The organism is Streptomyces sp. CB02009, assembly GCF_001905825.1.
Lineage (GTDB): Bacteria > Actinomycetota > Actinomycetes > Streptomycetales > Streptomycetaceae > Streptomyces.
On the sequence record NZ_LIVV01000015.1, the window covers coordinates 1 to 23,423 of the forward strand.

The window sequence follows — 23,423 nt, forward strand, 5'->3', positions numbered from 1 at the left end:
TCACCGGTGACGCGGACGCCGTCGTCCAGGTCTTCGCCTCGGACATGCGCCACTTCGAGCGGGTCCTGGAGCGGATCGCGGGCGAGCCCTTCGTGGAGCGCACCAAGTCCGTCCTGGTGCTGTCGCCGCTCCTGCGGCGCTTCTCCTCGGGGTCGCCCGCTTAACCCCGCGTACGCGACCCCGCGGGGACGCCGGCGGTCGGGCCGGTGCGGGCCGTGGTTCCCGCACCGGCCTTCGCCCGCCCACCCCCGCGGGGCGGTCCGCTCGGTCGAGTGGCCCCGTCCACCCCGGTGGGGCGCCTACTCGGTGGGGTAGACGAACTCCCAGGGCACGACCTTGAAGTCGCCCGTCCCCTTCTCGACCTTCTCGAACGGCGCGCCGCTGAGGCACGGCGGCACCTTGTCCTTCTGCGGGTCGGCGGTCATCCAGGTGTAGCCGAGCCGGTCGCCGCCGGGGGTGTCGTGCACCGTGACGCCCACCCGCGCCTTGCGGAACTCCTTCACGTCCGTCTCGACGACGACACCCGACACGACGGCCACCTTCCCGCCCGTGGTCAGGCAGTCGACCTTCACCTTGGCGTAGCCGCCCCAGTCGCCCTTGTAGTGGCTGAAGCGGAACGTGCCGGTGGCCTTCATCGGATCCTGCCGGTCCTTCTCCGCCAGATGCGCGTCGAAGGAGAACGTGATGTCGTCCCCGGCCGGGCGGTACAGCTTCGCGGTGCCGGTCAGCGCCGCCGCCTCCGTGACGGCGGCCGGCGCCGGGGCGGGCCGGTGGCTGTCGTCCGCCGAGGCGGCGGCCACGCCCCCGGCCCCCAGGGTGAGCAGAACGGCGGCGGAGACGGCGACGATCTTCGTACGACGGTTCATGGCTACGCGGTCCTTTCGGCAGGTCGCCCGGGGTCTCCCGGACGACCACCACTCTTCCGCGGGGCCCGCCGCGCGGCGTCGGGCCGCAGGACGGTTCCCCCTCCGCCGCACGGGGGAGGGGGAACGCCACCCCGGGGGGAGCCGTACGCAACGAATCGTCGCCCCACCGGTCGATCGCGCAACGGTTCGACGGTCGGTCCGCAACGCTGCCGTCTTGTCCCGACCGAGCGCGAAACCGTACCGTTTTTGACGTCTTCCCCCTGTACTTCGACCCCCGAGGATCACGCATGCCCGCGCTGCGCACCGCCCTGCTCCAGAGCTCCGGCGAACTCGGTGACGTGGCCGCCAATCTCAAGATCCTCGACGAGGCCGCAGGCCGCGCCGCCGCCGCCGGAGCGGGCCTGCTGCTCGCCCCCGAGCTCTTCCTCACCGGATACGCCATCGGCGCCGACATCGCGCGTCTGGCCGAGCCGGCCGACGGCCCCTCCGCCCGCGCCGTCGCGGCGATCGCCGTGCGCCACGGCCTGGCCGTCGGCTACGGCTACCCGGAGCGGGACACCGAGCAGCACGGGGTCCTCTACAACTCCGCGCAGCTCATCGGCGCCGACGGCGTGCCGCTCGCGCAGTACCGCAAGACCCACCTCTTCGGTGACTTCGAGCTGACCTGGTTCACCCCCGGCGACCGGCCCGTCGTCCAGGCGGAGTTCGCCGGCCTCACCGTCGGCATGATGATCTGTTACGACGTCGAGTTCCCCGAGAACGTGCGGGCGCACGCGCTGGCCGGTACGGACCTCCTCCTCGTACCGACCGCGCTCATGCACCCCGCGGAGGTCGTCCCCCTGTCCGTGGTGCCCGTCCGCGCCTTCGAGAACCAGCTGTACATCGCGTACGCCAACCGGACCGGCCCGGAGAAGGAGTTCGAGTTCGTCGGGCTCTCCACCCTCGCGGGCCCCGACGGCACCGCCCGGGCTCGCGCCGGGCGCGGCGAGGACCTCGTCCTCGGCGACGTCGACCCGGCCTTCCTCGCGGCGTCCCGCGAGGAGAACCCCTACCTCCGCGACCGGCGCCCGGGGCTCTACGGCTCCCTCGTCTGAGCCGCCCCTCCCGCCCCGACCCGCGCAGTCGCCCAGACTCACCCTTTTTCCGTGCAAGGAGTCCGTACCCCATGACGTCCACGGTGCCCACGACCGCCGTCCCCCACAGCGACGGCCAGCCGCCGATCACCATGTTCGGTCCGGACTTCCCGTACGCCTACGACGACTTCCTGGCCCACCCGGCCGGGCTCGGCCAGATACCGGCGACCGAGCACGGCACCGAGGTCGCCGTCATCGGCGGCGGACTCTCCGGCATCATCGCCGCGTACGAGCTGATGAAGATGGGCCTCAAGCCCGTCGTCTACGAGGCCGACCAGATCGGCGGCCGGCTCCGTACCGTCGGCTTCGAGGGCACCGCCACCGAGGGCCTCACCGCCGAGATGGGCGCCATGCGGTTCCCGCCCTCCTCGACCGCGCTCCAGCACTACATCGACCTCGTCGGCCTGGAGACCACGCCGTTCCCCAACCCGCTGGCCGAGACGACCCCCTCGACCGTCGTCGACCTCAAGGGCGAGTCGCACTACGCCACCACCGTCGACGACCTCCCGCAGGTCTACCGCGACGTGATGAACGCGTGGAACGCCTGCCTCGACGAGGGCGCCGACTTCTCCGACATGAACCAGGCCATGCGCGAGCGCGACGTCCCGCGCATCCGCGAGATCTGGTCGAAGCTCGTCGAGAAGCTCGACAACCAGACCTTCTACGGCTTCCTCTGCGAGTCGGAGTCCTTCAAGTCCTTCCGGCACCGCGAGATCTTCGGCCAGGTCGGCTTCGGCACCGGCGGCTGGGACACCGACTTCCCCAACTCCATCCTGGAGATCCTCCGCGTCGTCTACACCGAGGCGGACGACCACCACCGCGGCATCGTGGGCGGCTCGCAGCAGCTGCCGCTGCGCCTGTGGGAGCGCGAGCCGGAGAAGATCGTCCACTGGGCGCAGGGCACCTCGCTCAGCACCCTGCACGACGGCACCCCGAAGCCGGCCGTGACCCGGCTGAACCGGACCGCCGGCAACCGGATCACCGTCACCGACGCCTCCGGAGACATCCGCACCTTCCAGGCGGCGATCTTCACCGCTCAGTCCTGGATGCTGCTCTCCAAGATCGCCTGTGACGACTCGCNNNNGACCACTGGACGGCGATCGAGCGCACCCACTACATGGAGTCCTCGAAGCTCTTCGTGCCGGTGGACCGGCCGTTCTGGCTGGACAAGGACGAGGAGACCGGCCGGGACGTCATGTCGATGACGCTCACCGACCGGATGACCCGCGGCACGTACCTCCTGGACGACGGCCCGGACAAGCCCGCCACCATCTGCCTCTCGTACACCTGGTGCGACGACAGTCTGAAGTGGCTGCCGCTGTCCGCGAACGAGCGGATGGAGGTCATGCTGAAGTCGCTGGGCGAGATCTACCCGAAGGTCGACATCCGGAAGCACATCATCGGCAACCCGGTGACGGTCTCCTGGGAGAACGAGCCCTACTTCATGGGCGCGTTCAAGGCGAACCTGCCCGGTCACTACCGCTACCAGCGGCGCCTGTTCACGCACTTCATGCAGGACCGGCTGCCCCAGGACAAGCGGGGCATCTTCCTCGCCGGCGACGACATCTCGTGGACGGCCGGCTGGGCCGAGGGCGCGGTGCAGACGGCGCTCAACGCGGTGTGGGGCGTGATGCACCACTTCGGCGGTGCCACCGACGGGACGAACCCCGGTCCGGGCGACGTGTACGACGAGATCGCCCCGGTCGAGCTGCCGGAGGACTGAGCCGTACGGCCGGGTCCCTACGGCCGGGGCCGCACGGACCCGGCCGGTGCGGAGCGTGCTCAGGGCATGCTCAGCGGGGTGAGGAGCATCCGCCCCACCAGCCCCACCGAGCGGTCGAGGCGTTCCGTGAACTCCCCGGCCAGCTCGGGCAGGCCGCGCAGCTGCCACAGCGAGCGCGCGGCCAGCCAGGCCCCGTCGCGGGCCCGGTCGAGGCTCCAGCAGCCGAGCAGATGCGTCAACGGGTCCGCGACCTCCAAGAGGTCCGGGCCCGGCATCAGTTCCTCCCGGATGCGCTCCTCCAGCAGGACCAGGACGTCGCCGACCCGGTCGAACTCGTCCTCCAGTTCGGCGGGAGCGCACTCCAGGTCCCGGCACGCGTCGACCACCGCGAGGGCCAGGTCGTGGCCGATGTGGGCGTTGATCCCGGCCAGCGCGAACTGCAGCGGCCGTACGCCGGGATGGCGGCGGTAGCGGAACAGCGGCCGCCAGCAGGCGGGGGAGGGGCGGCCGGTCGCGGCCGCGTCGACCGCGGTCAGGTACCGCTCGGCGAACCGCACGTCGAGGGTGGCGGCGGCCCGGCGGTCGGCGAAGCCGCCCGCCTCGATGGCGTGGCCGATCTCCTCGGTGACGGTCAGATAGACCCGGTTGAAGACGGCGACCCCGTCGGCCGGATGCCAGGCCGAGCGGAAGGCCCGCATCCGGTCCACCACGGGATCGACCGCGAGGAACGGGCCGGGCTGCCGCCCGACCCGCTGTGTCTGTTCGCTCTGCCCGATCTGCTGGGTCTGCGCCATGCGGGCAGGCTCCCAGTCGCCGGGCCCGGGAGGGAACTCCTCCGGCCCGGCTTACCCAGAACGGGCGAATCCCTCAGTTCTTCGACAGCGGCCCGTCGCCGGACGTGCTCTCGCCGGACCCGCCCTCCCCGGACGTGCCCTCGTACGAGCTGGTGCCCGAGTCGAGCAGCGGCTCCTGCTGCTTGAGGTGGGCCGGGGCGAAGGCCCGCAGCACGTGGTAGCCGGTGATGACGACGATCGTGCCGAGCGCGATGCCGCCCAGCTCGAAGGTGTCCGTGAAGGTCAGCTTCACCCCGCCGACGCCGATGATGATGCCCGCGGCGGCCGGGACCAGGTTGAGCGGGTTGCGCAGGTCGACCTTGGCGTTGATCCAGATCTGGGCGCCGAGCAGGCCGATCATGCCGTACAGGATCACGGTGATGCCGCCGAGGACGCCACCGGGGATGGCGGCGACGACCGCGCCGAACTTCGGGCAGAGGCCGAAGAGCAGGGCGAAGCCGGCGGCGGCCCAGTAGGCGGCCGTGGAGTAGACCCGGGTGGCGGCCATGACGCCGATGTTCTCCGAGTACGTGGTGTTCGGCGGGCCGCCCACGGCCGTCGACAGCATCGAGGCGGCGCCGTCGGCGGCGATCGCGGTGCCGAGCTGGTCGTCCAGCGGCTTCCCGGTCATCTCGCCGACCGCCTTGACGTGTCCGGCGTTCTCGGCGATCAGGGCGATGACGACGGGCAGCGCGACCAGGATCGCGGACCACTCGAAGCTCGGGCCGTGGAACGTGGGCAGACCGACCCAGTCGGCCTGGGAGACCCCGGAGAGGTCGAGCCGCCAGTGGTCGGTGACCTGGCCGCTCGCGGACATCGAGTGGATCTTGCCGAAGACCAGGTCGAAGATCCACGAGATGCCGTACCCGAAGATCAGGCCGAGGAAGATCGCGATACGGGACCAGAAGCCGCGCAGGCAGACGACGGCGAGGCCGGTGAACAGCATCGTGAGGAGGGCCGTCCACTGGTCCTGCGGCCAGTATGTCGCCGCGGTGACCGGGGCCAGGTTGAAGCCGATCAGCATGACGACGGCGCCGGTCACGATCGGCGGCATCGCCGCGTGGATGATCCGCGCGCCGAACCTCCTGACCGCGAGGCCGGAGAGGAAGAGCACCCCGCCGACGACGAACACCGCGCCCGTCACGGTGGCGCTGGTGCCGCCGGCGGCCCGGATCGCGGCGGCGACACCGACGAACGAGAGCGAGCAGCCGAGGTACGAGGGGACGGTTCCGCGGGTCGCGAGGAGGAAGATCGCGGTCGCGACACCGGACATCATGATTGCGAGGTTCGGGTCGAGCCCCATGAGCACCGGAGCGACGAACGAGGCCCCGAACATGGCGACCACGTGCTGGGCGCCCAGGCCGACCGTGCGGGGCCAGGAGAGCCGTTCGTCCGGGCGGACGACGGCTCCCGGAGCGGGTGTCTTCCCGTCGCCGTGCAAGGTCCAGCGCACGCCGAGGTTCATGAGGTGGCTCCCGTTCTCCGGTTCAGGCGGCCGCGTCGCGACCGTAAAAGATCAGCCACATGGTATGCGCCGCCGGAGGCCGGGGACGTGCGCCGGGGCCCGGGCCGCGCTGGGCGCCCGGGCCTCCGGCCGCTAGCCGACGTGGCCCGGGGTCTTCTCCGGGGCGGGTGCCGCCGGGGTGGACCGCCGCTCGCCGGACCTGAGGACGCCCGCGCCCACGACGAGCCCCAGGGCGAGCAGGGTGACCAGGCCGAACGAGAAGACCAGCGAGGTCGCGTCGGCGATGCCGCCGATCGCCGAGGGGGCGATCAGCCCCGAGGTGTACGTGATGGTGGCGACGCCCGCGATGGCCTGGCTCGGGTTCGGGCCGCTGCGCCCGGCCGCCGCGAAGGCGAGCGGGACGACGACCGCGACCCCGAGTCCGATGAGGCCGAATCCGGCCATGGCGACGGCGGCGTGCGGGGCGACAACGACCAGGACCCCGCCCAGGGTGGCGACGGCGCCGCCGACCCGTACGGTACGGACCGCGCCGAAGCGGTCGACGACCCGGTCGCCGGCCAGCCGCGCGACGGTCATCGTCAGCGCGAAGGCGGTCGTGGAGGCGGCCGCGAGCCCGGCGGAGCTGCCCAGCTCGTCCCGGAGGTAGACGGCCGACCAGTCGAGGCTCGCGCCCTCCGCGAAGACCGCGCAGAACCCGACCGCGCCGATGATCAGCGCGGACTTCGGCGGCAGCGAGAACCGCGGCGGCGGCTCCTCGTCCGGGGTGCTGTGCACGTCCAGGACGCCCTGGCAGAAGACCAGTCCGAGGGCGGTGAGGACCAGGGCCGCGATCAGGTGGTGGAGCCGGGCGTCGCCGCCGAGGTGGGCGGCGACCGTGCCGGCCGCGGAGCCGATGAGGGCGCCCGCGCTCCACATGCCGTGCAGGCTCGACATGATGGACTTGCCGAGCCTGTTCTCGGTCTCGACCCCGAGCGCGTTCATCGCCACGTCGGACATGCCGGCGGTCGCGCCGTACACGAACAGCGCGGCGCACAGGCCCCAGATGTTCGGGGCGAGCGAGGGCAGCGTCAGGGCGAGGGTCCAGAGGGTGAGCAGGCCGCGCAGCGCCGTGCGGGCGCCGAACCGGTGGGACACGGCCCCGGCCAGCGGCATCGCCACGGAGGCGCCGAGGGCCGGAAAGGCGAGCGCGAGTCCGAGCTGTCCCGCGCTCACGCCCGCGTGCTCCTGGATCCAGGGGATGCGGGTCGCGAAGCTGCCGGTGACGGCGCCGTGGACGCAGAACACGGCGGCGACGGCGAAGCGCGCCCGCCGCAGGCGTTCGGTGCTGGTGACGGTCTCCGCCGCCATGGTCCCTCCCTGGGTGGTGATGTGGAACGGCCGGGTGGTGCGGCCGTAAACTATCAGGAACCCTGCCTGATAAATAGACCGCGGAACGGCATCCGCACCCGGGAGCGTCTGAGAGGATCGCCGCATGGCCGCATCCCCGAGCACCGCACGAGCCATCAACGACCGGTTCGCCCTGCGACTGCTCCAGGACGAAGGCCCGTTGACGGCCACTCAGCTCAAGACCCTCACCGGACTCTCCCGGCCCACCGTCGCCGACCTCGTCGAGCGGCTCCACCGGTCCGGGCTCGTCCATGTCGTCGGGGAGTCCGGAGCCGAACGCCGGGGACCCAACGCCAAGCTGTACGGACTCGTCGCCGACCGCGCGCACCTCGCCGCCCTGGACGTACGGACCCGGTCGGTCTCCGTCACCGTCGCCGACCTGCTCGGCACCACCCTCGCCGAGGCCACCGTGCCCGTCGGCGACGACAGCGACACCGGGCCCGCCGTCGAGAAGGCGGTCGCGCTCCTGGAGCGGACCGTGAGGGAGGCGGGCGCCGACCGGCTGCACAGCGTGGCCGTCGGCGCCCCCGGCCTCATCGACCCGGCCACCGGCGAACTCCGCGACTCCTCGGGACTGCCCGCCTGGCACCGGCGGCTCGTCGGCGTCCTCCAGGAACGGCTGCCCGCGCACGTCCTCGTCGAGAACGAGACCAACCTCGCCGCCGTCGCCGAACTGCGCGAGGGGGCGGCCCGCGACCGCGAGGACTTCGTCCTGCTCTGGCTCGGCCAGGGCGTCGGCGCGGCCGTGGTCCTGGGCGGACGGCTGCGCCGCGGGGCCTCGGGCGGCGCGGGCGAGATCGGCTTCCTGCCCGTGCCCGGCACCTCGGGGCTCCCCTCGGCCACCGGCTGCGACGGCGGCTTCCACGAGCTGGCCTGCGCGGCGGCCGTCGAGTCCCTGGCCGCCGCCCACGGACTCACGGCGGCGGACGCGCTGACCTCGGGGGACGCCGGGGCGGACGGTCCGGCCGCGGGGACGGCGCCGACGCCGGATCAGGCCGCCTTCCTCGACGCGCTGGCCCGCCGTCTCGCCGTCGGCGCGGCCGCCGTCGTCTCGGTCCTCGACCCCGGCTGCGTGGTCCTCGCCGGGGAGACCGGACACCAGGGCGGCGCCGCGCTCGCCGCGCGCGTGGAGACCGAACTCGCCGCCCTCTCCCCGCTCCGTACGGAGGTCCGCGCGACGGCCCTGGGGGACGCGGCGGTCCTGCGCGGCGCCCTGCTCCTGGCCCGGGACACGGCGCAGGACGCACTGTTCGGGGCGCCGACGGCGGGGCTCTAGGGGGGCGGGCCGCCGGGGACGCCGGGGACTGCGCCAGGCTTCGGGCTTCAGGCGCCCGTCGCCGCGTCGCCCGCCCCGCCGAACCGCCGCGCCAGGAACTCGTCGAACGTCACCCGCCCCACCGCGCGGTCCGGCGCCAGGTGCTCGCCGCGCCGCAGCCCCCGGTAGACCCTGCCCGGCAGCGGCACCTCGACCAGTCGGCGCCTGCGGCCGCTCGCCCGCAGATAGGCGCGGGCCAGCTCGTCGAAGGTCCGGACCTCCGGGCCGCCCATGTCCTCCACCCGGCCCGCGGGCCGCCCCGCGGCCAGCTCGGCGAGGCGCGCGGCGGCCTCCGCCACCTCCAGCGGCTGGTCCCGCACCTCCTTGGGCACCAGCATCACGGGCGGTCTGGCCAGGCCCTGGAGCAGTTGGAGGACCAGATCGTGGAACTGGGTGGCGCGCAGCAGCGTCCAGCCGATGCCCGAGCCCTGGATCATGCGCTCCACCGCGTACTTGGTGCGGTAGTAGCCGAGCGGCACCCGGTCGACGCCGACGATCGAGATGTACAGCAGATGGGGCACCCCGGCGCGCCGGGCCGCCTCGATCAGGACGCGGGCCGCGTCCTTGTCGCCGCGGAGGATGTTGCTGCAGTGGACGACCGCGTCGGCCCCGTCGACGGCGCGGTCGAGCAGCGGCCCGCCCTGCCGGAGGTCGACCGCGTAGGGCGGCGAGTGCCTGCTGAGGACCCGCACGTCGTGGCCGTCCGCGCGCAGCCGTTCGCAGACGGGCCGGCCGAGGGTTCCGGTGCCGCCGGTGACCAGGATCGTGCTCATGTCTCCAGACTGGCCGCCCTCGGCGTCGTCCGCACACGCGGAGGCGCCGCGCCCCGGACAGGGGGGCGCGGCGCTGGGGGAGCCCGGCGGCGGCAAGGGCCGTGATGTTCCGCCGCCGGGGGTTCGGAGGGGGTGGGTCAGCAGGCCCCGAGGTCCTTCCAGACGCCCCACTCGCCGGTCGTGCCCGGCGTCTCGTTCTGGGTCCACCACTGGGCCTTGTACTTGCGGCCGTTGTGGGAGACCTCGTTGCCCGCGTTGTAGACCGTGCCGGCCACGTACGCCGGGACCGTGCCGCAGCCGGTGGGCGGCGTCGTCGGAGGCGTGGTCGGGGGAGTCGTGGGCGGGGTCGTCGGAGGCGTGGTGGGCGGGGTCGTCGGCGGGGTGGTCGGCGGGGTCGTGGTGCCGGGCTCGACCACCGTCGTGCCGCGCGCCAGGTCACCGGCGAGGGCGTACGTCGTGCCGTTGATGTTCACCGTCCAGTTGGAGGGGGTGGACACCGGCAGGTAGTAGTTGAACGCCAGGTCGACCGTGGCGCCCGGGGCCAGCGACTGCCAGGCCGGGAGCTTCAGGGAGACGCGGTGGAAGTCGCCCTTCAGGCCGCCCACGTTGCTGCCCGTGTGGTCGCTGCTGATCACCTTGGTGCCGAAGCCCGACTGGTCGGAGGCGTTCGCCGGGGCCGAGGTCCCGTAGTCGAACTGGAACTCCGTGCCGCCCGGGAGGGTGGCCGCCGTGTTGTTGGTGATCTTGATCTTCGGGGTGATCGGGTAGTTCGAGTCGCCGAGCTTGAACTCGGTGAACTGCGCGTCGATCTTCACGGCCTTGGTCGGCAGGGTCGCGTTGGACTTCTTCGCGCCGTACGGGGTGGCCGCCTTGAACTTGTCGTACATCAGCGAGGTGAGGGTGTCGCCGATCTCGTACTGGCCCTTGGTGGCGTTCCAGTCGTAGTCGCCGGCCATCTCCCAGACCATCGTGCCGCCGATGCCCTTGTTGACCACGTAGTCGGCCTTGGCGGCCACCGACTGCTCGTCCTCGGTGGAGAGGAAGACCTTCTTCTGCGCGTTCCACAGCCACGGCGCGACCAGGGTCGAGTCGTACTTGCGGGCGTAGGTGCCGGTCAGCGTGGTGTTCGCCGGGAAGCCGTACTGGGTGACGTAGTCGCCGACGATCCCCTTCTCGAGGTTCTTGGCGTGCCACATCGGGTTGGAGCCGGCGGGCGACTCGACACCGTTGGTGTCCTTGTCGTGCCACAGGTTGTCGATGCCGGTGGCGCCGTCACCGCACTTGGTCAGACCGGCGCCGGCCGGGCAGGTGGTCGCGGAGGCCTTGCCCCACAGGCCGTCGGTGCCGCCCTGGACGTTCTTGTGGCCGCGGGTGTAGTAGGGCAGGCCGATGTTGATCCGGCCGGCCGGCATCGAGCCGCGGAAGTAGTGGTAGGCCCAGTCGGTGTTGAGGTACCCGATGTTGCCGTACTGCGCGGAGCCGTAGACGTTGGCGGCGGCGAGCTCGCCGTCCTTGCCGTCGTCGAAGAGGGAGGCGTTGGGCCCGACGTACTCGTTCCAGGCGCCGTGCAGGTCGTAGGACATGATGTTGACGTAGTCCAGGTACTTCTGCACCTGGAAGGTCTCCATGCCGCGCAGCAGGTAGCCGGAGGAGGGGGCGGCGACGGTCAGCAGGTAGTGCTTGCCGTCGGCGGCGCCGGCCACGTCCAGCTTCTCGCGCAGGGACTTCATGAGGGCCGCGTAGCCCTGCACGAGTCCGGCGCGGCGCGCGTTGGCGGTCTGCCAGTCGAGCGGGTTGCCGGCGTCCTTCATGGTCGTCGGGTACTCGTAGTCGATGTCGACGCCGTTGAAGCCGTACTTGCGGATGAAGTCGACGGACGAGGCGGCGAAGGTGTCGATCCCGGCCTGGTTGACCGAACCGTCGGCGTTGGTCGCCATCGAGTAGAAGCCGCCGGAGTTGACCCGGCTCCCGTTGTCCGCGAAGTAGCCGCCGGTCTCGGCCCAGCCGCCGACCGAGATCAGCGTCTTCACGTTCGGGTGCTGCTTCTTGAACTTGTTGAGCAGGTTGAAGTGGCCCTTGTAGGCGTACGCGGGGTCCATCTCGGCGCCTGCGACACCGGGCCAGGTCATCCCGGTGGCGGCGTTGTTCGGACCGTCCGTGCCGACGGAGAGCTTGTTGTCCGAGCCGATGTGCCCGAAGGCGTAGTTGATGTGGGTGATCTTCTCCCACGGGATGTCCTTGGCCAGGTACGCGGGCTGGCCGTTCTTGCCGTCGCGCCAGCCGGTGAAGTAGCCGATGACCCGGCGCTGGTGGTCCGCGCCCATCTTCTCGCGGCCCTCGGTGTCGTAGACCGAGCAGTACGGGACGTCGACGCCGGGCGTCTTGTAGAGCCCGTCGGGGCGACAGGACTCGTTGTCGGCCGCGTACGAGACGCCGCCGGAGAGCGAGCTGAGCAGCAGTCCGGCGACGGCTGCGCCGGACGAGAGCAGCGAGGCTCTTTTCGCGGTGGGGGACAACACGATCGGTTCCTCCTGGGGAGGTGGGCAAACACAACGAACAAGGGGGTGGGTCGTGTTGGGCCCGTGGGGTGCGCACCCCGCCGGGCCGTTCCTAGGAGGTGACACGGAGATTAAGAGGACTAGACCAGTGCGTCAATAGGTCTGGACCAAAGAAGAGTTCTGTGGGACTCTGTGAGCCAGACCACAGGAATCCGGCCGCATCGCCCCGCGCGGGTCGTGGCACACTGGCCCTGTATCAGCAGCAGCGCACTCCGGGGTCGGTGTAATTCCGAACCGGCGGTATAGTCCGCGACCCGTCCGCAGCCAGCGGCCGGTTGACCAGGTGAGATTCCTGGACCGACGGTGAAAGTCCGGATGGGAGGCAGTGCGCGGCGGGCGAACCCTGTCAGGGGTGTGCCGGCCGTATGTCCGCTGGTCGCCGTATCGGCATCGATCGGCGTACCCGCGGGACAGCGGCCTCGGCGCACCCTGCGCGAGGCGTCGTTCCGCTCTCTGTCGTCATCGACAGGCCCCGGAGTCCGTGCCCGAAGAGGCAGGAGGACCCGGTGGCCCAGCAGGCCGACATCACCGCCATGCGACGCGCCGTCGAGCTCGCCGCACGCGGTCTCGGCGCCACCAGCCCCAACCCGGTCGTCGGGTGCGTCATCACCGACGCCTCAGGAGACGTCGTCGGCGAGGGCTTCCATCAGCGCGCCGGCGGCCCCCACGCCGAGGTCCACGCCCTGCGCGAGGCCGGCGGCCGCGCCCGCGGCGCAACCGCCTACGTCACCCTCGAACCCTGCAACCACACGGGCCGCACCGGCCCCTGCGCCCAGGCCCTGATCGCGGCCGGCGTCAGCCGGGTCGTGTACGCCGTCGGCGACCCGAACCCGCAGGCCACCGGCGGTGCCGACACCCTGCGCGCCGCCGGGGTCGAGGTCGGGCAGGGCCTCCTGGAGGCCGAGGCGGAGGCCGGCAACATCGCCTGGCTCACCTCCGTACGCCACGGCCGCCCCTTCGTGCGCTGGAAGTACGCCGCCACCCTCGACGGCCGGATCGCCGCCGCCGACGGCACCTCCCGCTGGATCTCCTCCGCCGAGTCCCGCGCCGACGTCCACCGGCTGCGCGCCGAGGCCGACGCCGTCGTGGTCGGCTCCGGCACCGCCCGCGCGGACGACCCCCACCTGGCCGTACGCGGCATCGACGGGGCCGTCCAGCCGCTCCGGGTCGTCGTCGACACCGAGGCGACCGCGGTGAAGCCCGGCGCCCGGGTCCTGGACGACGCGGCCCCCACCCTGATCGCCGTCGCGGACGACGCCGCGGTCTCCCTCGACGGCGCCGAGGTCGTCCGCCTCCCCAGGGCCGCGCGCGGCCTGTCCGTACCCGCCCTCCTGGACGCCCTCCACGCGCGCGGCGTCCGCTCCGTCCTCCTCGAAGGCGGCCCCACCCTCGCGGGCGCCTTCGTCGCCGCGGGCGCCGTCGACCAGGTGGTCGGCTATCTCGCCCCCGTCCTCCTCGGCGCCGGCCCGAACGCCCTCGCCGACGCAGGAATCAGCACCATCACCGAAGCGTTGCGGCTCGACGTCACCGAGACCGTGCGCGTCGGACCCGACCTCCGCGTCACCGCCGCCCCGCACCCCACCGCCACCCTCAAGGGAGCCTGACCGTGTTCACCGGAATCGTCGAAGAACTGGGCGAGGTCACCGCCGTCGAGCAGCTGGAGGACGCCTCCCGCTTCCGCCTGCGGGGCCCTCTGGTCACGGAAGGCGCCCAGCACGGCGACTCCATCGCCGTCAACGGTGTCTGTCTCACGGTCGTCGAGTTCGGCGACGGCGAGTTCACCGCCGACGTCATGGCCGAGACCCTCAAGCGGTCCAGCCTCGGCGCCCTGGAGGTCGGCTCCCGCGTCAACCTGGAGCGGCCCATGGCCGTCGGCGGCCGCCTCGGCGGCCACATCGTCCAGGGCCACGTGGACGGCACCGGCACGATCCTGGAGCGCACCCCGTCCGAGCACTGGGAACTCGTCAAGGTCGGCCTGCCCGCCCACCTCTCCCGGTACGTCGTCGAGAAGGGCTCGATCACGGTCGACGGCGTCAGCCTCACCGTCGTCGAGGTCACCGACGACTGGTTCACCATCAGCCTCATCCCCACCACCCTCGACCTGACCACGCTCGGCATCAAGCAGTCCGGCGACCCGGTCAACCTCGAAGTGGACGTCATCGCCAAGTACGTCGAGCGGCTGCTCGGCCCGAACGCCAAGGAGAGCGACAAGTGAGCTGGCTCAACTCCGAGGCGTTCAGCGCCTTCGGTCAGCACATCATGTGGTCCGACATGATCGGCAACACGATCGGACTCATAGCCCTCGCGCTCGGCTGGCGCCGCTCCATCCTCACCTGGCCCGCCCAGCTGCTCTCCGGCGTGATCCTCGTCGGCGCCTACGCCTCCGCCCACCTCTCCGGCGGCGTCGGCAAGCAGCTCCTCGTCATCGGCGTCGCCGCCTGGGGCTGGTGGCAGTGGAACCGCGGCAGGCAGCAGGCCCAGGACGGCTCCATCGCCGTCCGCTTCGCCACCTGGAAGGAGCGCGGACTGCTCCTCGCCGGGGCGGTCGTCGGCACCCTCGCCGTCGGCGGACTCTTCACCCTCTACCCGTCGCTCTCCTGGAGCCCGTGGGCCGACGCGTACATCTTCGTCGGCACCCTCGTCGCGATGATCGCCCAGGCCCGCGGCCTGGTCGAGTTCTGGTTCGCCTGGCTCCTCGTCGACCTCGTCGGCGTGCCGCTCGCCTTCAACAGCGGCCTCGCCTTCTCCGGCCTGGTCTACGTCATCTACTTCGCCCTCGTCGTCTGGGGCATGCGCGACTGGTGGCTCCGGACGCGCACCACCCCCACCGCTCTGGAAGGAGCCCACGCATGACTGCCGCCCTTCCCCTCTGGGACGCCACGGACCTCGGCCTCGACCCCGTCGAGCAGGCCATCCGCGACATCGCCGCCGGCCGGCCCGTGGTCGTCGTCGACGACGAGGACCGCGAGAACGAGGGCGACCTCGTCATCGCCGCCGAGAAGGCCACCCCCGAGGTCATCGCCTTCATGATGAGCGAGTGCCGCGGACTGATCTGCGCCCCCATGGAGGGCGAGGAGCTGGAGCGCCTCGAACTCCCGCAGATGGTCGAGCACAACACCGAGTCGATGCGCACGGCCTTCACCGTCTCCGTCGACGCGGCCCCCGCCCACGGCGTCACCACCGGCATCTCCGCCGCCGACCGCGCCACCACCCTGCGGATGCTCGCGAGCGGCAACCACGAGCCCTCCGACTTCGTGCGGCCCGGCCACATCTTCCCGCTCCGCGCCAAGCCCGGCGGCGTCCTGGCCCGCAACGGCCACACCGAGGCCGCCGTCGACCTCGCCCGCCTCGCCGGACTCCGGCCGGCCGGCGCGATCGTCGAGATCGCCGGCGAGGACGGCGTCATGCTGCGGCTGCCCGAGCTGGTCCCCTTCGCCCGCAAGCACGGCCTCACGATCATCTCCATCGAGGACCTGATCGCCTACCGGCGCTCCGCCGAGCCGACCGTCCGCCGCGAGGCCGAGGTGCAGCTCCCCACCGCGCACGGCGACTTCACCGCGTACGGCTACCGCTCCACCGTGGACGGCGTCGAGCACGTCGCCCTCGTCCACGGCGAGATCGGGGACGGCGAGGACGTCCTGGTCCGGGTCCACTCCGAGTGCCTGACCGGCGACATCTTCCACTCGCTGCGCTGCGACTGCGGCCCCCAGCTGCAGGCCTCCATGGACCGCGTCACCGAGGCCGGCCGCGGCGTCGTCGTCTACCTCCGGGGCCACGAGGGCCGCGGCATCGGCCTGCTCTCCAAGCTCCGCGCGTACGAGCTCCAGGAGCGCGGCCGCGACACCCTCGACGCCAACCTGGAACTCGGGCTGCCCGCCGACGCCCGCGACTACGCGGCCGGCGCGCAGATCCTCGTGGACCTCGGCGTCCGGAGCCTGCGTCTGATGACCAACAACCCCGACAAGATCGACGCCCTGACCCGGCACGGCCTCACGGTCGAGGGCCGCGAGCCCATGCCCGTCACGGCCGGCGAGCACAACCTCCGCTACCTGCGCACCAAGCGGGACCGGATGGGCCACGACCTGCCCTGGCTGGACGGCTCCCCGGCCTCCACCTGCGCCAACCAGTAATCCCGTACGTATCCACCGGCAAGGAGAATCATGAGCGGCAAGGGCGCACCCGTCCTCAGCGTGAAGAACTGCGGCGACCTGCGGGTCGCGGTCATCGCGGCGCAGTGGCACGAGAAGATCATGGACGGTCTCGTCGACGGCGCCCTCCGCGCGCTGAGCGAGCTGGGCATCGACGAGCCGACCCTCCTCCGCGTCCCCGGCAGCTTCGAGCTCCCGGTCGTGGCGAAGGTCCTCGCGGGGCGCGGCTACGATGCCATCGTGGCGCTCGGCGTCGTCATCCGCGGCGGAACGCCGCACTTCGAGTACGTGTGCCAGGGCGTCACCCACGGCCTCACCCAGGTCTCGATCGACACCGGCGTACCCGTCGGATTCGGTGTCCTCACCGTCGACACCGAAGAGCAGGCCCTCGACCGCGCCGGCCTCGAAGGATCCACCGAGGACAAGGGCCACGAGGCCGTCACCGCCGCCGTCGCCACCGCGACCACGCTGCGCACGGTGAGCGAACCCTGGCGCTGATGGCACGACCCTTACCCCGTACTCTTAGGACCATCATGGCGAACGGAACCCCCAAAACCTTCGAAGAGCTCTTCGCCGAGCTCAAGCTCAAGGCCGAGACCGGCGACCCGGCCACCTCCCGCACCGCGGAGCTGGTGGACAAGGGCGTCCATGCCATCGGCAAGAAGGTCGTCGAAGAGGCAGCCGAGGTCTGGATGGCCGCGGAGTACGAGGGCAAGGAAGCCGCCGCCGAGGAGATCTCGCAGCTGCTGTACCACGTCCAGGTGATGATGGTCGCCCGCGGGATCTCGCTCGACGACGTCTACGCCCACCTCTGAGCACACCCCTCCGGGCGCGTACCGCCCGGACTCCCCACCACTCCCAGGCAAAGGAAGCCCACCCCATGCTGCGCATCGCCGTTCCCAACAAGGGTTCCCTCTCCGGACCTGCGTCGGCAATGCTCCATGAGGCCGGCTACCGCCAGCGCAAGGAGTCCAAGGAGCTCGTCGTCATCGACCCCGACAACGAGGTCGAGTTCTTCTACCTGCGCCCGAAGGACATCGCGATCTACGTCGCCTCCGGGAAGCTGGACATCGGCATCACCGGCCGTGACCTGCTCCTGGACTCCGGCGCCAGCGCCGAGGAGATCCTCGCGCTGAACTTCGGCCGCTCCACCTTCCGGTACGCCACCCGCCCGGGCACCGCGAACGGTCCCGAGGACTTCGGCGGCATGACGATCGCCACCTCCTACGAGGGCATCGTCGCTAAGCACCTCGCCGACCAGGGCATCGACGCCTCCGTCGTGCACCTGGACGGCGCCGTCGAGACCGCGATCCAGCTGGGCGTCGCCCAGATCATCGCGGACGTCGTCGAGACCGGCACCAGCCTGCGCAACGCCGGACTCGAGGTCATCGGCGAGCCGATCCTCACCTCCGAGGCCGTCGTGGTCCGCCGCCACGGCGCCACCGACGACAACCCGCAGGTCCAGCAGTTCATGCGCCGCCTCCAGGGCGTCCTCGTCGCCCGCTCGTACGTGATGATGGACTACGACTGCCGCGCCGAGCACCTGGAGCAGGCCGTCGCCCTCACCCCGGGCCTGGAGTCGCCGACCGTCTCCCCGCTGCACAACGAGGGCTGGGTCGCCGTCCGCGCCATGGTCCCCGCCAAGGAGGCGCAGCGGATCATGGACGACCTGTACGAGATCGGTGCCCGCGCCATCCTCACCACCGCCATCCACGCCTGCCGCCTCTGACGGCACGGACCGCCCGCACCGAAGGCACCGAGGAACCACCGATGTCCCACGCAGAGACGCCCGCCCTCCCGGTCACGTTCCGCCCCGGGCGCACCCGGGTCGTCCTGATCACGATGAGCGTCGCGATCTTCGTCGTGATCAGCGTCGTCGCGGCGATGCTGGAGCGGCTCGGCCCGGGGGAGCGCGCCAGCTTCTTCTTCACGGCCGCGCTGCTCTCCGGCTGCCTGCTGCTGCTGAGCCGTCCCAAGGTCGTCGCCGACGACGAGGGCGTCACGGTCGTCAACATCACCCGGACCCGGCGGCTGGCCTGGGCGGAGATCCTCAAGGTCAACCTGCGCCCGGGCGACCCCTGGGTGTTCCTCGACCTGAGCGACGGCACCAGCCTGCCGGCGCTGGGCATCCAGCCCGGGATCGCCAAGGAGTCGGCCATCCGGGACGCCCGCGCCCTGCGGGCCCTGGCCGACAGCCGCGGCACGGGCGCGGAGCAGACGGCCTGACGACCGATGTGCCAGGCGCACGGTCCGACCGCCCGCGGGGCGTGATGTCCCCCATCCGGGGCCGACCCCCTGCCCCTCCGGCCCTTCGCGTGACTACTCTGGAGGCGGTGGTGCCGAGCGGCACCACCGCCTCGCGTGTGCAGGGCCGCGGTTCCGCGGCCTGCGGGGCCACCCTTCGACCCGAGGAGTGACTCCCTCCAGCAATGGACGGATCGTCCGGTAGTACCTGCGCCGCCCCCTCCCAGGAGGCGGCGGCATGATCATCTCCCTTCTGCTGCTTTTCGCGGCCTTTGTCCTGATCCTCGCCAACGGCTTCTTCGTCGCCGCCGAGTTCGGCCTCGTGACCGTCGAGCGCGCCGAGGCCGAGCGGGCCGCGGCCGCCGGCGACCGGCGCGCCCGCACCGTCGTCACCGCCCTGCGCGAGCTGTCCTTCCAGCTCTCCGGCACCCAGCTGGGCATCACCATCACCTCCCTCGTCGTCGGCATGCTCGCCGAGCCCGCGCTCGCCGGACTGCTGCACGGACCGCTCACCGCGACCGGACTCCCCGCCGGGGCCGTCTCCGGCATCGCGGTGGTGATCGGGATGCTGCTCGCCTCCGCCGTCCAGATGGTGGTCGGCGAGCTCGTACCGAAGAACTGGGCGGTCTCCCGGCCGCTCCAGGTGGCCCGCTTCGTCGCCACCCCGCAGCGGTACTTCTCCGCCCTCTTCCGGCCGGTGATCTCCCTGCTCAACCGGGTCGCGAACCGGCTCGTACGGCTCCTGGGCGTCGAGCCCACCGAGGAGCTGGACTCCGTCCGCACCCCCGGCGAACTCGTCTCCCTCGCCCGGCACTCCGCCCTGGCCGGTGCCCTCGAACAGGACACCGCCGACCTCTTCGTACGGACCCTGTCCCTCGGCGGCCTCACCGCCGAGCAGGTCATGACCCCGCGCGTGAAGGTCAGCGCCCTCCAGTGGGACGCCACCGCGGCCGACGTCCTCAACCTCACCCGGGCCACCGGCCTCTCGCGCTTCCCCGTCTACCGCGACCGCATCGACGAGATCGTCGGGATGGTCCACCTCAAGGACGCGCTCGCCGTCTCGCCGCACGCCCGGCTGCGCACCCCCGTCGGCCGGATCGCGGTCCCGCCGCTCCTCGTGCCCGGGACGCTGCCCGCCCAGACCCTTCTGGAGCGGCTGCGCCGCGAGCAGCCGATCGCCGTGGTCGTGGACGAGTACGGCGGCACGGCCGGTGTCGTCACCCTGGAGGACATCGTCGAGGAACTCGTCGGCGAGGTCCGCGACGAGCACGACACGGTGGCCGACGGGCGGCCCGAGCTGGCCGCCGCTCCCGCCGAGGACGGCCGCCCCGCCTGGGAGGCCGACGGCTCCTGCCGGGTCCACACCCTGCGCCGGATAGGCCTCGACGTGCCCGACGGGCCGTACGAGACCGTCGCCGGGCTCGTCGCCGACCTCCTGGGACGCATCCCCGCCGCCGGCGACCGGGCCGAACTGCCCGGCTGGCGGCTGTCGGTGCGCCAGGTCGACCGCTACCGCGCCGAGCGCGTACGGATCGTCCGGACGGACCCGGCGTCGGACCCGGCCCTCGATACGGCGACCGACCCGGCGAGCGCCCTTGCGGCCGACCCGGCACCGGACCGGGCGAGCGCCCCCGCGGCCGACCAGACACCGGACCCGGCGTCCCGTGCGGTCCCCGGCGCGGCGTCCGCCCCGGTCCCCGGCGCGGTGCCCGATCCGGTCCCTGGCCACCTGGACGCACCCGTTCCGGTGGCGGCGGAGGCGGTCCGATGAGCACCCTTCCGCTTCTCTTCGCCGTCCTCCTCGTCCTGGCCAACGGCTTCTTCGTCGGAGCCGAGTTCGCGCTCGTCTCCGTCCGCCGCAGCCAGATCGAGCCGCTCGGCGGCGCCCGTGCCAAGCAGGTCCTGCACGGTCTGGAGAACCTGCCGCAGATGATGGCCGCCGCGCAGTTCGGCATCACCGTCTGCTCGCTGACGCTCGGCGCCGTCGCCGAGCCGACCGTGGCCCGTCTCCTCGAACCCGTCTTCCACACGGTCGGGGTGCCGGAGGGCCTCATCCATCCGCTCGGCTACGTCATCGCCCTCGCCGCGGTCGTCTTCCTCCACCTCGTCATCGGCGAGATGGTCCCGAAGAACCTGGCGATGGCCGCGCCCGAGCGGACCGCGCTCTGGCTCGCCCCCGGCCTGGTCGGCTTCGCCCGGCTCTGCCGGCCCGTGACGGCCGCGCTCGGCGCCTGCGCCCGGCTGGTCCTGCGGGCCTTCAAGGTCGAGCCGAAGGACGAGGTGGAGGCGGTCTTCACCAGCGTCCAGCTCGGCCGTCTCGTCGAGGACGCCGGCCAGGCCGGACTCCTCGACCCGGCCGAGCAGGAGCGCCTGGAGGACGCCCTCGAACTGGGCACCCGCCCGGTGACGGACGTCCTCATCGCCTCCCCCTCCCTGGTCACGGTCCCGCCCGCGGTCACCCCGCGCGAGATCGAGGAGCTGACCGTGCGCACCGGGTACTCGCGCTTCCCGGTCCGCGCCGAGGCGGGCACCGCCTTCATGGGCTTCGTGCACGTGAAGGACGTCCTCGACCTGGACGAACGGGAGCGGGCGGTGCCCCAGCGGCTGTGGCGGCCGATGGCCACGCTCCGCCCCGAACTGCCCCTCGACGACGCGCTCACCGTGATGCGCCGCGCCGCGACCCATCTGGCGCAGGTCGCCGACGGCTCGGGCCGGGTGCTCGGCCTGGTGGCCCTGGAGGACGTCCTGGAGATGCTGGTGGGCGAGGTCCGCGACCCCGCGCACCGGGTCGCCTCCGACCGGGTGCCCACCGGGTAGCGGGGGCGGCGCACCGCGCGGACTCCGCGCGCACGGCGGGGCGGGCCCTCAGGGCCCGCCCCGCCGGTCGTCGTGGCCCTCCGCTCCGGAGTCCTGGCCCTTCGCTCCGGCGGCGGGGCCCGGGTGTCAGTAGCCCGGGGGCTCCTGCTGGGGGCCGCGGTCGATCGGGCCGCGGCCCGACAGGACCTCGCCGTACGCCTGCATCAGGTCCGCCAGCCGGAGGGTCGCCAGGTCCTCTCGGGTCGGGGTGCTGGCGTAGCCGGAGAGCCGCAGGTCGCGGTAGGCGCAGGACTTCTCGTACAGGGTGCGCAGGAAGCGGCCGTTGCCCAGCTCGTCGATCCAGCCCTGGTCGACGACGTGCCCGCTGATCGAGCGCAGCTCCTCGCGGGCCTCGTCGTCCCAGCCGTCGCCGTTGGCCGCCGCGAGGACCTCGCCGATGGCGGTGAGCTCCAGCGGCCGGTACGAGGGGAAGTCCACCCGGGTGGTGAACCGGGAGGAGAGTCCGGGGTTGGTGTTGAGCAGCCGGTCCATGCCCTCCGGGTAGCCGGCCAGGATGACCACGAGGTGGTCGCGGTTGTCCTCGGCTCGCTTGAGGAGCACCTGGAGTGCCTCGTCCCCGTAGGCGTCGCCCTTGCTGTAGCCGGTGTTGGAGAGCGCGTACGCCTCGTCAACGAAGAGCACCCCGCCGACGGCCGAGTCGATCAGCTCATTGGCCTTGACCGCCGTCTGTCCGAGGAACTCGCCGACGAGATCGGCCCGTTGGGCCTCCACGAGATGGTCGCCGCCGAGCAGCCCGAGGGCGTAGAAGACCCGGCCGAGGATCCGTGCGACGGTGGTCTTCCCGGTGCCCGAGGGGCCGGAGAAGACGAAGTGGCGTTTGGGCGGCTGCACCGGGAGGCCCTGACCGGCGCGGAGCCGCGCCATCTCCAGCTGCGCCGACAACGCCTTGACCTGCCGTTTCACCGGTTCCAGGCCGACCATGCCCTCCAGCTCGGCGAGCGCCTCCGCGAGCCGCACGGGATCGGTGGGGCCCGCGGGGAAGCGCGGCGGCACCGGCTGGTTCGGCAGCGGGGCCTTCTGGCGTACGGTCTCCGGCGGCGTCACCGGTGCCACCGGCGGTACGGGGTCGGGCGCCAGCCGCACCCCGTCGCCCAGCGGGCCGGCCGACGGGTCGGGCTCGGTGCCCGGCGCGGTGTCCACGGCGTCCTGGCCGAGACCGCCGCCGGCGGTGCCCAGGGCGACCGTCGCGAGCCCGGCCGGGTCGTCGACGCCGTCGTACCCCTCGAAGCCGTCGTACTCGGCGATCGCCGCGAGCCGGGCGGCCGTGTCCATGAAGGTCGGGTCGATCCGGTGCACGGCCCGGTAGAGGGGCAGGGCGGCGGCGCTGCGCCCGGTCCCCTCGTGCGCCCGGGCCAGCCAGTACCGCAGTTCCTTGCGCTGGGGCTGCTCGCTGCGGCAGCGCATCAGCGAGGCCGACAGCAGCGGCTCGGCCTGCCCGTACATCTCCAGCCGCACCCGGGCCATGCCGCCGAAGAGCCCGGCCTCGATGCCGAGCAGCGGGTCGTCGACGAGGGTCTCGGTGTGCCGGACGAGCTGGTCCCAGTCCTTGACGAGATAGGCCCGGCAGGCGTGCAGGAAGCGGACCTGCGGGTCGGTGTCGACCGGCGGGAGACCGGCGAGGGCCCGGTCCAGCTCCGGCACATGGCGCCCGTCGAGCCAGTGGGAGGCGTGCGCGAGCAGCAGGTCGCGCGGGCTCTCCAGGACCGGCTGCACCCACCAGCCGAGCCAGTACCAGGAGTTGAGGGTGCGCCGGTACCGGGTCCGCTGCTCGCCGAAGCGGTCGCGGTTGCGGTACATGCGCAGCAGCGCGGTCGTGGTGTCGACCCTGAGCGCGTGCAGCCCGAGCCAGGCGTCCGCCATCCCGGGGTCGATCCTTACCGCCGTCCGGAACTCGTCCTCCGCCTGCGGATACGCGCCCATCGTGTAGGCGTCGATTCCGCGCAGCCAGGCGAGCTCGGCCGGGGCCTGCGCGCCCTGCGTGCCGATGTCCATCGGGTCCCCCACAACCGTCTTCGCATGGACGGGATTTGACCGCACCTGGGGGCATCGTACCTGCGCAGGGGGTGCGTACTTAAGGAGAAGCGCATGATCCGCAAGCGGTG

At 72.3% G+C, this 23,423-nt stretch carries 20 protein-coding genes, 2 pseudogenes and 1 riboswitch; of the genes and pseudogenes, 15 read left to right on the forward strand and 7 right to left on the reverse strand.

Features of this window, described 5'->3' with window-relative positions; all coding sequences use genetic code 11:
* Nucleotides 1-164, forward strand: a 164-nt coding sequence (locus AMK27_RS38920; protein ID WP_143204936.1) for an Lrp/AsnC ligand binding domain-containing protein, incomplete at its 5' end; no start/stop codon positions are given.
* A gap of 135 nt (nt 165-299) precedes the next feature.
* On the opposite strand, the gene AMK27_RS38925 is transcribed toward AMK27_RS38920, so the two are convergent.
* Nucleotides 300-866, reverse strand: a complete 567-nt coding sequence (locus tag AMK27_RS38925) for a Repetin (RefSeq protein ID WP_073919039.1) — start codon at nt 864-866, stop codon at nt 300-302.
* 287 nt (nt 867-1,153) lie between these two features.
* Between AMK27_RS38925 and AMK27_RS38930 the strand changes: the two genes are divergently transcribed.
* The 3 genes and pseudogenes from AMK27_RS38930 to AMK27_RS43940 form a co-directional block, all read left to right on the forward strand.
* On the forward strand, nt 1,154-1,960 hold the full coding sequence (locus tag AMK27_RS38930; RefSeq protein WP_073919041.1) for a carbon-nitrogen hydrolase family protein: 807 nt from the start codon (nt 1,154-1,156) through the stop codon (nt 1,958-1,960).
* A gap of 131 nt (nt 1,961-2,091) precedes the next feature.
* Nucleotides 2,092-3,079 (forward strand): annotated as a pseudogene (locus tag AMK27_RS43935) (flavin monoamine oxidase family protein); the annotation flags it as partial.
* A gap of 4 nt (nt 3,080-3,083) precedes the next feature.
* Nucleotides 3,084-3,722, forward strand: a pseudogene (locus AMK27_RS43940) (flavin monoamine oxidase family protein); the annotation flags it as partial.
* Nucleotides 3,723-3,781: 59 nt separating this feature from the next.
* Here AMK27_RS43940 and AMK27_RS38940 read toward each other — a convergent pair.
* From AMK27_RS38940 to AMK27_RS38950, 3 genes are all read right to left on the reverse strand, one after another.
* Nucleotides 3,782-4,516, reverse strand: coding sequence for a DUF5995 family protein (locus tag AMK27_RS38940; protein WP_274535767.1), 735 nt, complete (start codon nt 4,514-4,516; stop codon nt 3,782-3,784).
* 73 nt (nt 4,517-4,589) lie between these two features.
* Nucleotides 4,590-6,020: a uracil-xanthine permease family protein gene (locus AMK27_RS38945; protein WP_073919043.1), complete on the reverse strand. Its 1,431-nt coding sequence runs from the start codon at nt 6,018-6,020 to the stop codon at nt 4,590-4,592.
* Nucleotides 6,021-6,152: 132 nt separating this feature from the next.
* On the reverse strand, nt 6,153-7,367 hold the full coding sequence (locus AMK27_RS38950) for an MFS transporter (RefSeq protein WP_073919045.1): 1,215 nt from the start codon (nt 7,365-7,367) through the stop codon (nt 6,153-6,155).
* A gap of 124 nt (nt 7,368-7,491) precedes the next feature.
* Here AMK27_RS38950 and AMK27_RS38955 point away from each other — a divergent pair, with 124 nt between their 5' ends.
* Complete coding sequence (locus AMK27_RS38955; RefSeq protein ID WP_073919047.1) at nt 7,492-8,682, forward strand: ROK family transcriptional regulator; 1,191 nt, start codon at nt 7,492-7,494, stop codon at nt 8,680-8,682.
* 47 nt (nt 8,683-8,729) lie between these two features.
* On the opposite strand, the gene AMK27_RS38960 is transcribed toward AMK27_RS38955, so the two are convergent.
* Nucleotides 8,730-9,494: an SDR family oxidoreductase gene (locus AMK27_RS38960; protein WP_073919049.1), complete on the reverse strand. Its 765-nt coding sequence runs from the start codon at nt 9,492-9,494 to the stop codon at nt 8,730-8,732.
* Between the two features lie 137 nt (nt 9,495-9,631).
* Entirely contained in the window at nt 9,632-12,013 is a 2,382-nt protein-coding gene (locus AMK27_RS38965; RefSeq protein WP_073919051.1) for a chitinase C-terminal domain-containing protein, read from the reverse strand.
* A gap of 242 nt (nt 12,014-12,255) precedes the next feature.
* Nucleotides 12,256-12,385: riboswitch (FMN riboswitch) on the forward strand.
* A 173-nt stretch (nt 12,386-12,558) separates the two neighbouring features.
* Here AMK27_RS38965 and ribD point away from each other — a divergent pair.
* The 10 genes from ribD to AMK27_RS39015 all read left to right on the forward strand — a co-directional run bounded on the left by ribD (nt 12,559) and on the right by AMK27_RS39015 (nt 21,261).
* Nucleotides 12,559-13,656 (forward strand): bifunctional diaminohydroxyphosphoribosylaminopyrimidine deaminase/5-amino-6-(5-phosphoribosylamino)uracil reductase RibD, encoded by a 1,098-nt coding sequence (gene ribD, locus AMK27_RS38970; RefSeq protein WP_073919052.1) that lies wholly within the window; start codon nt 12,559-12,561, stop codon nt 13,654-13,656.
* 2 nt (nt 13,657-13,658) lie between these two features.
* Nucleotides 13,659-14,267, forward strand: a complete 609-nt coding sequence (locus tag AMK27_RS38975; RefSeq protein ID WP_030316363.1) for a riboflavin synthase — start codon at nt 13,659-13,661, stop codon at nt 14,265-14,267.
* A gap of 44 nt (nt 14,268-14,311) precedes the next feature.
* Nucleotides 14,312-14,905, forward strand: a complete 594-nt coding sequence (locus AMK27_RS38980; protein ID WP_073919132.1) for a nicotinamide mononucleotide transporter family protein — start codon at nt 14,312-14,314, stop codon at nt 14,903-14,905.
* Nucleotides 14,902-16,182: a bifunctional 3,4-dihydroxy-2-butanone-4-phosphate synthase/GTP cyclohydrolase II gene (locus AMK27_RS38985; protein ID WP_073919054.1), complete on the forward strand. Its 1,281-nt coding sequence runs from the start codon at nt 14,902-14,904 to the stop codon at nt 16,180-16,182. The genes AMK27_RS38980 and AMK27_RS38985 overlap by 4 nt, the downstream gene beginning before the upstream one ends.
* Nucleotides 16,183-16,212: 30 nt before the next feature.
* Nucleotides 16,213-16,698, forward strand: coding sequence for a 6,7-dimethyl-8-ribityllumazine synthase (gene ribH, locus AMK27_RS38990; protein WP_015032243.1), 486 nt, complete (start codon nt 16,213-16,215; stop codon nt 16,696-16,698).
* Nucleotides 16,699-16,733: 35 nt separating this feature from the next.
* Nucleotides 16,734-17,015, forward strand: a complete 282-nt coding sequence (locus AMK27_RS38995; protein ID WP_073818722.1) for a phosphoribosyl-ATP diphosphatase — start codon at nt 16,734-16,736, stop codon at nt 17,013-17,015.
* A gap of 65 nt (nt 17,016-17,080) precedes the next feature.
* Nucleotides 17,081-17,929 carry an ATP phosphoribosyltransferase gene (gene hisG / locus AMK27_RS39000; protein ID WP_073919056.1) on the forward strand — a complete coding sequence of 283 codons (849 nt, stop codon included), beginning with the start codon at nt 17,081-17,083 and terminating at the stop codon, nt 17,927-17,929.
* A gap of 41 nt (nt 17,930-17,970) precedes the next feature.
* Nucleotides 17,971-18,426, forward strand: a complete 456-nt coding sequence (locus AMK27_RS39005; RefSeq protein WP_073919057.1) for a PH domain-containing protein — start codon at nt 17,971-17,973, stop codon at nt 18,424-18,426.
* 256 nt (nt 18,427-18,682) lie between these two features.
* Nucleotides 18,683-20,215 (forward strand): hemolysin family protein, encoded by a 1,533-nt coding sequence (locus AMK27_RS39010; protein WP_241847771.1) that lies wholly within the window; start codon nt 18,683-18,685, stop codon nt 20,213-20,215.
* Entirely contained in the window at nt 20,212-21,261 is a 1,050-nt protein-coding gene (locus tag AMK27_RS39015; protein ID WP_073919059.1) for a hemolysin family protein, read from the forward strand. Before AMK27_RS39010 ends, AMK27_RS39015 begins: the two co-directional genes overlap by 4 nt.
* Before the next feature lie 126 nt (nt 21,262-21,387).
* Here the strand turns inward: AMK27_RS39015 and AMK27_RS39020 are convergent, their stop codons facing one another.
* On the reverse strand, nt 21,388-23,313 hold the full coding sequence (locus AMK27_RS39020; RefSeq protein WP_073919060.1) for an AAA family ATPase: 1,926 nt from the start codon (nt 23,311-23,313) through the stop codon (nt 21,388-21,390).
* Nucleotides 23,314-23,423: the final 110 nt, after the last annotated feature.

Coding starts and splice junctions, on each gene's coding strand:
- AMK27_RS38925 (WP_073919039.1), bottom strand. CDS start 866: ATGAACCGTCGTACGAAGATCGTCGCCGTCTCCGCCGCCGTTCTGCTC.
- AMK27_RS38930 (WP_073919041.1), top strand. CDS start 1,154: ATGCCCGCGCTGCGCACCGCCCTGCTCCAGAGCTCCGGCGAACTCGGT.
- AMK27_RS38940 (WP_274535767.1), bottom strand. CDS start 4,516: ATGGCGCAGACCCAGCAGATCGGGCAGAGCGAACAGACACAGCGGGTC.
- AMK27_RS38945 (WP_073919043.1), bottom strand. CDS start 6,020: ATGAACCTCGGCGTGCGCTGGACCTTGCACGGCGACGGGAAGACACCC.
- AMK27_RS38950 (WP_073919045.1), bottom strand. CDS start 7,367: ATGGCGGCGGAGACCGTCACCAGCACCGAACGCCTGCGGCGGGCGCGC.
- AMK27_RS38955 (WP_073919047.1), top strand. CDS start 7,492: ATGGCCGCATCCCCGAGCACCGCACGAGCCATCAACGACCGGTTCGCC.
- AMK27_RS38960 (WP_073919049.1), bottom strand. CDS start 9,494: ATGAGCACGATCCTGGTCACCGGCGGCACCGGAACCCTCGGCCGGCCC.
- AMK27_RS38980 (WP_073919132.1), top strand. CDS start 14,312: ATGTGGTCCGACATGATCGGCAACACGATCGGACTCATAGCCCTCGCG.
- AMK27_RS38985 (WP_073919054.1), top strand. CDS start 14,902: ATGACTGCCGCCCTTCCCCTCTGGGACGCCACGGACCTCGGCCTCGAC.
- ribH (WP_015032243.1), top strand. CDS start 16,213: ATGAGCGGCAAGGGCGCACCCGTCCTCAGCGTGAAGAACTGCGGCGAC.
- AMK27_RS38995 (WP_073818722.1), top strand. CDS start 16,734: ATGGCGAACGGAACCCCCAAAACCTTCGAAGAGCTCTTCGCCGAGCTC.
- hisG (WP_073919056.1), top strand. CDS start 17,081: ATGCTGCGCATCGCCGTTCCCAACAAGGGTTCCCTCTCCGGACCTGCG.
- AMK27_RS39005 (WP_073919057.1), top strand. CDS start 17,971: ATGTCCCACGCAGAGACGCCCGCCCTCCCGGTCACGTTCCGCCCCGGG.
- AMK27_RS39010 (WP_241847771.1), top strand. CDS start 18,683: ATGATCATCTCCCTTCTGCTGCTTTTCGCGGCCTTTGTCCTGATCCTC.
- AMK27_RS39015 (WP_073919059.1), top strand. CDS start 20,212: ATGAGCACCCTTCCGCTTCTCTTCGCCGTCCTCCTCGTCCTGGCCAAC.
- AMK27_RS39020 (WP_073919060.1), bottom strand. CDS start 23,313: ATGGACATCGGCACGCAGGGCGCGCAGGCCCCGGCCGAGCTCGCCTGG.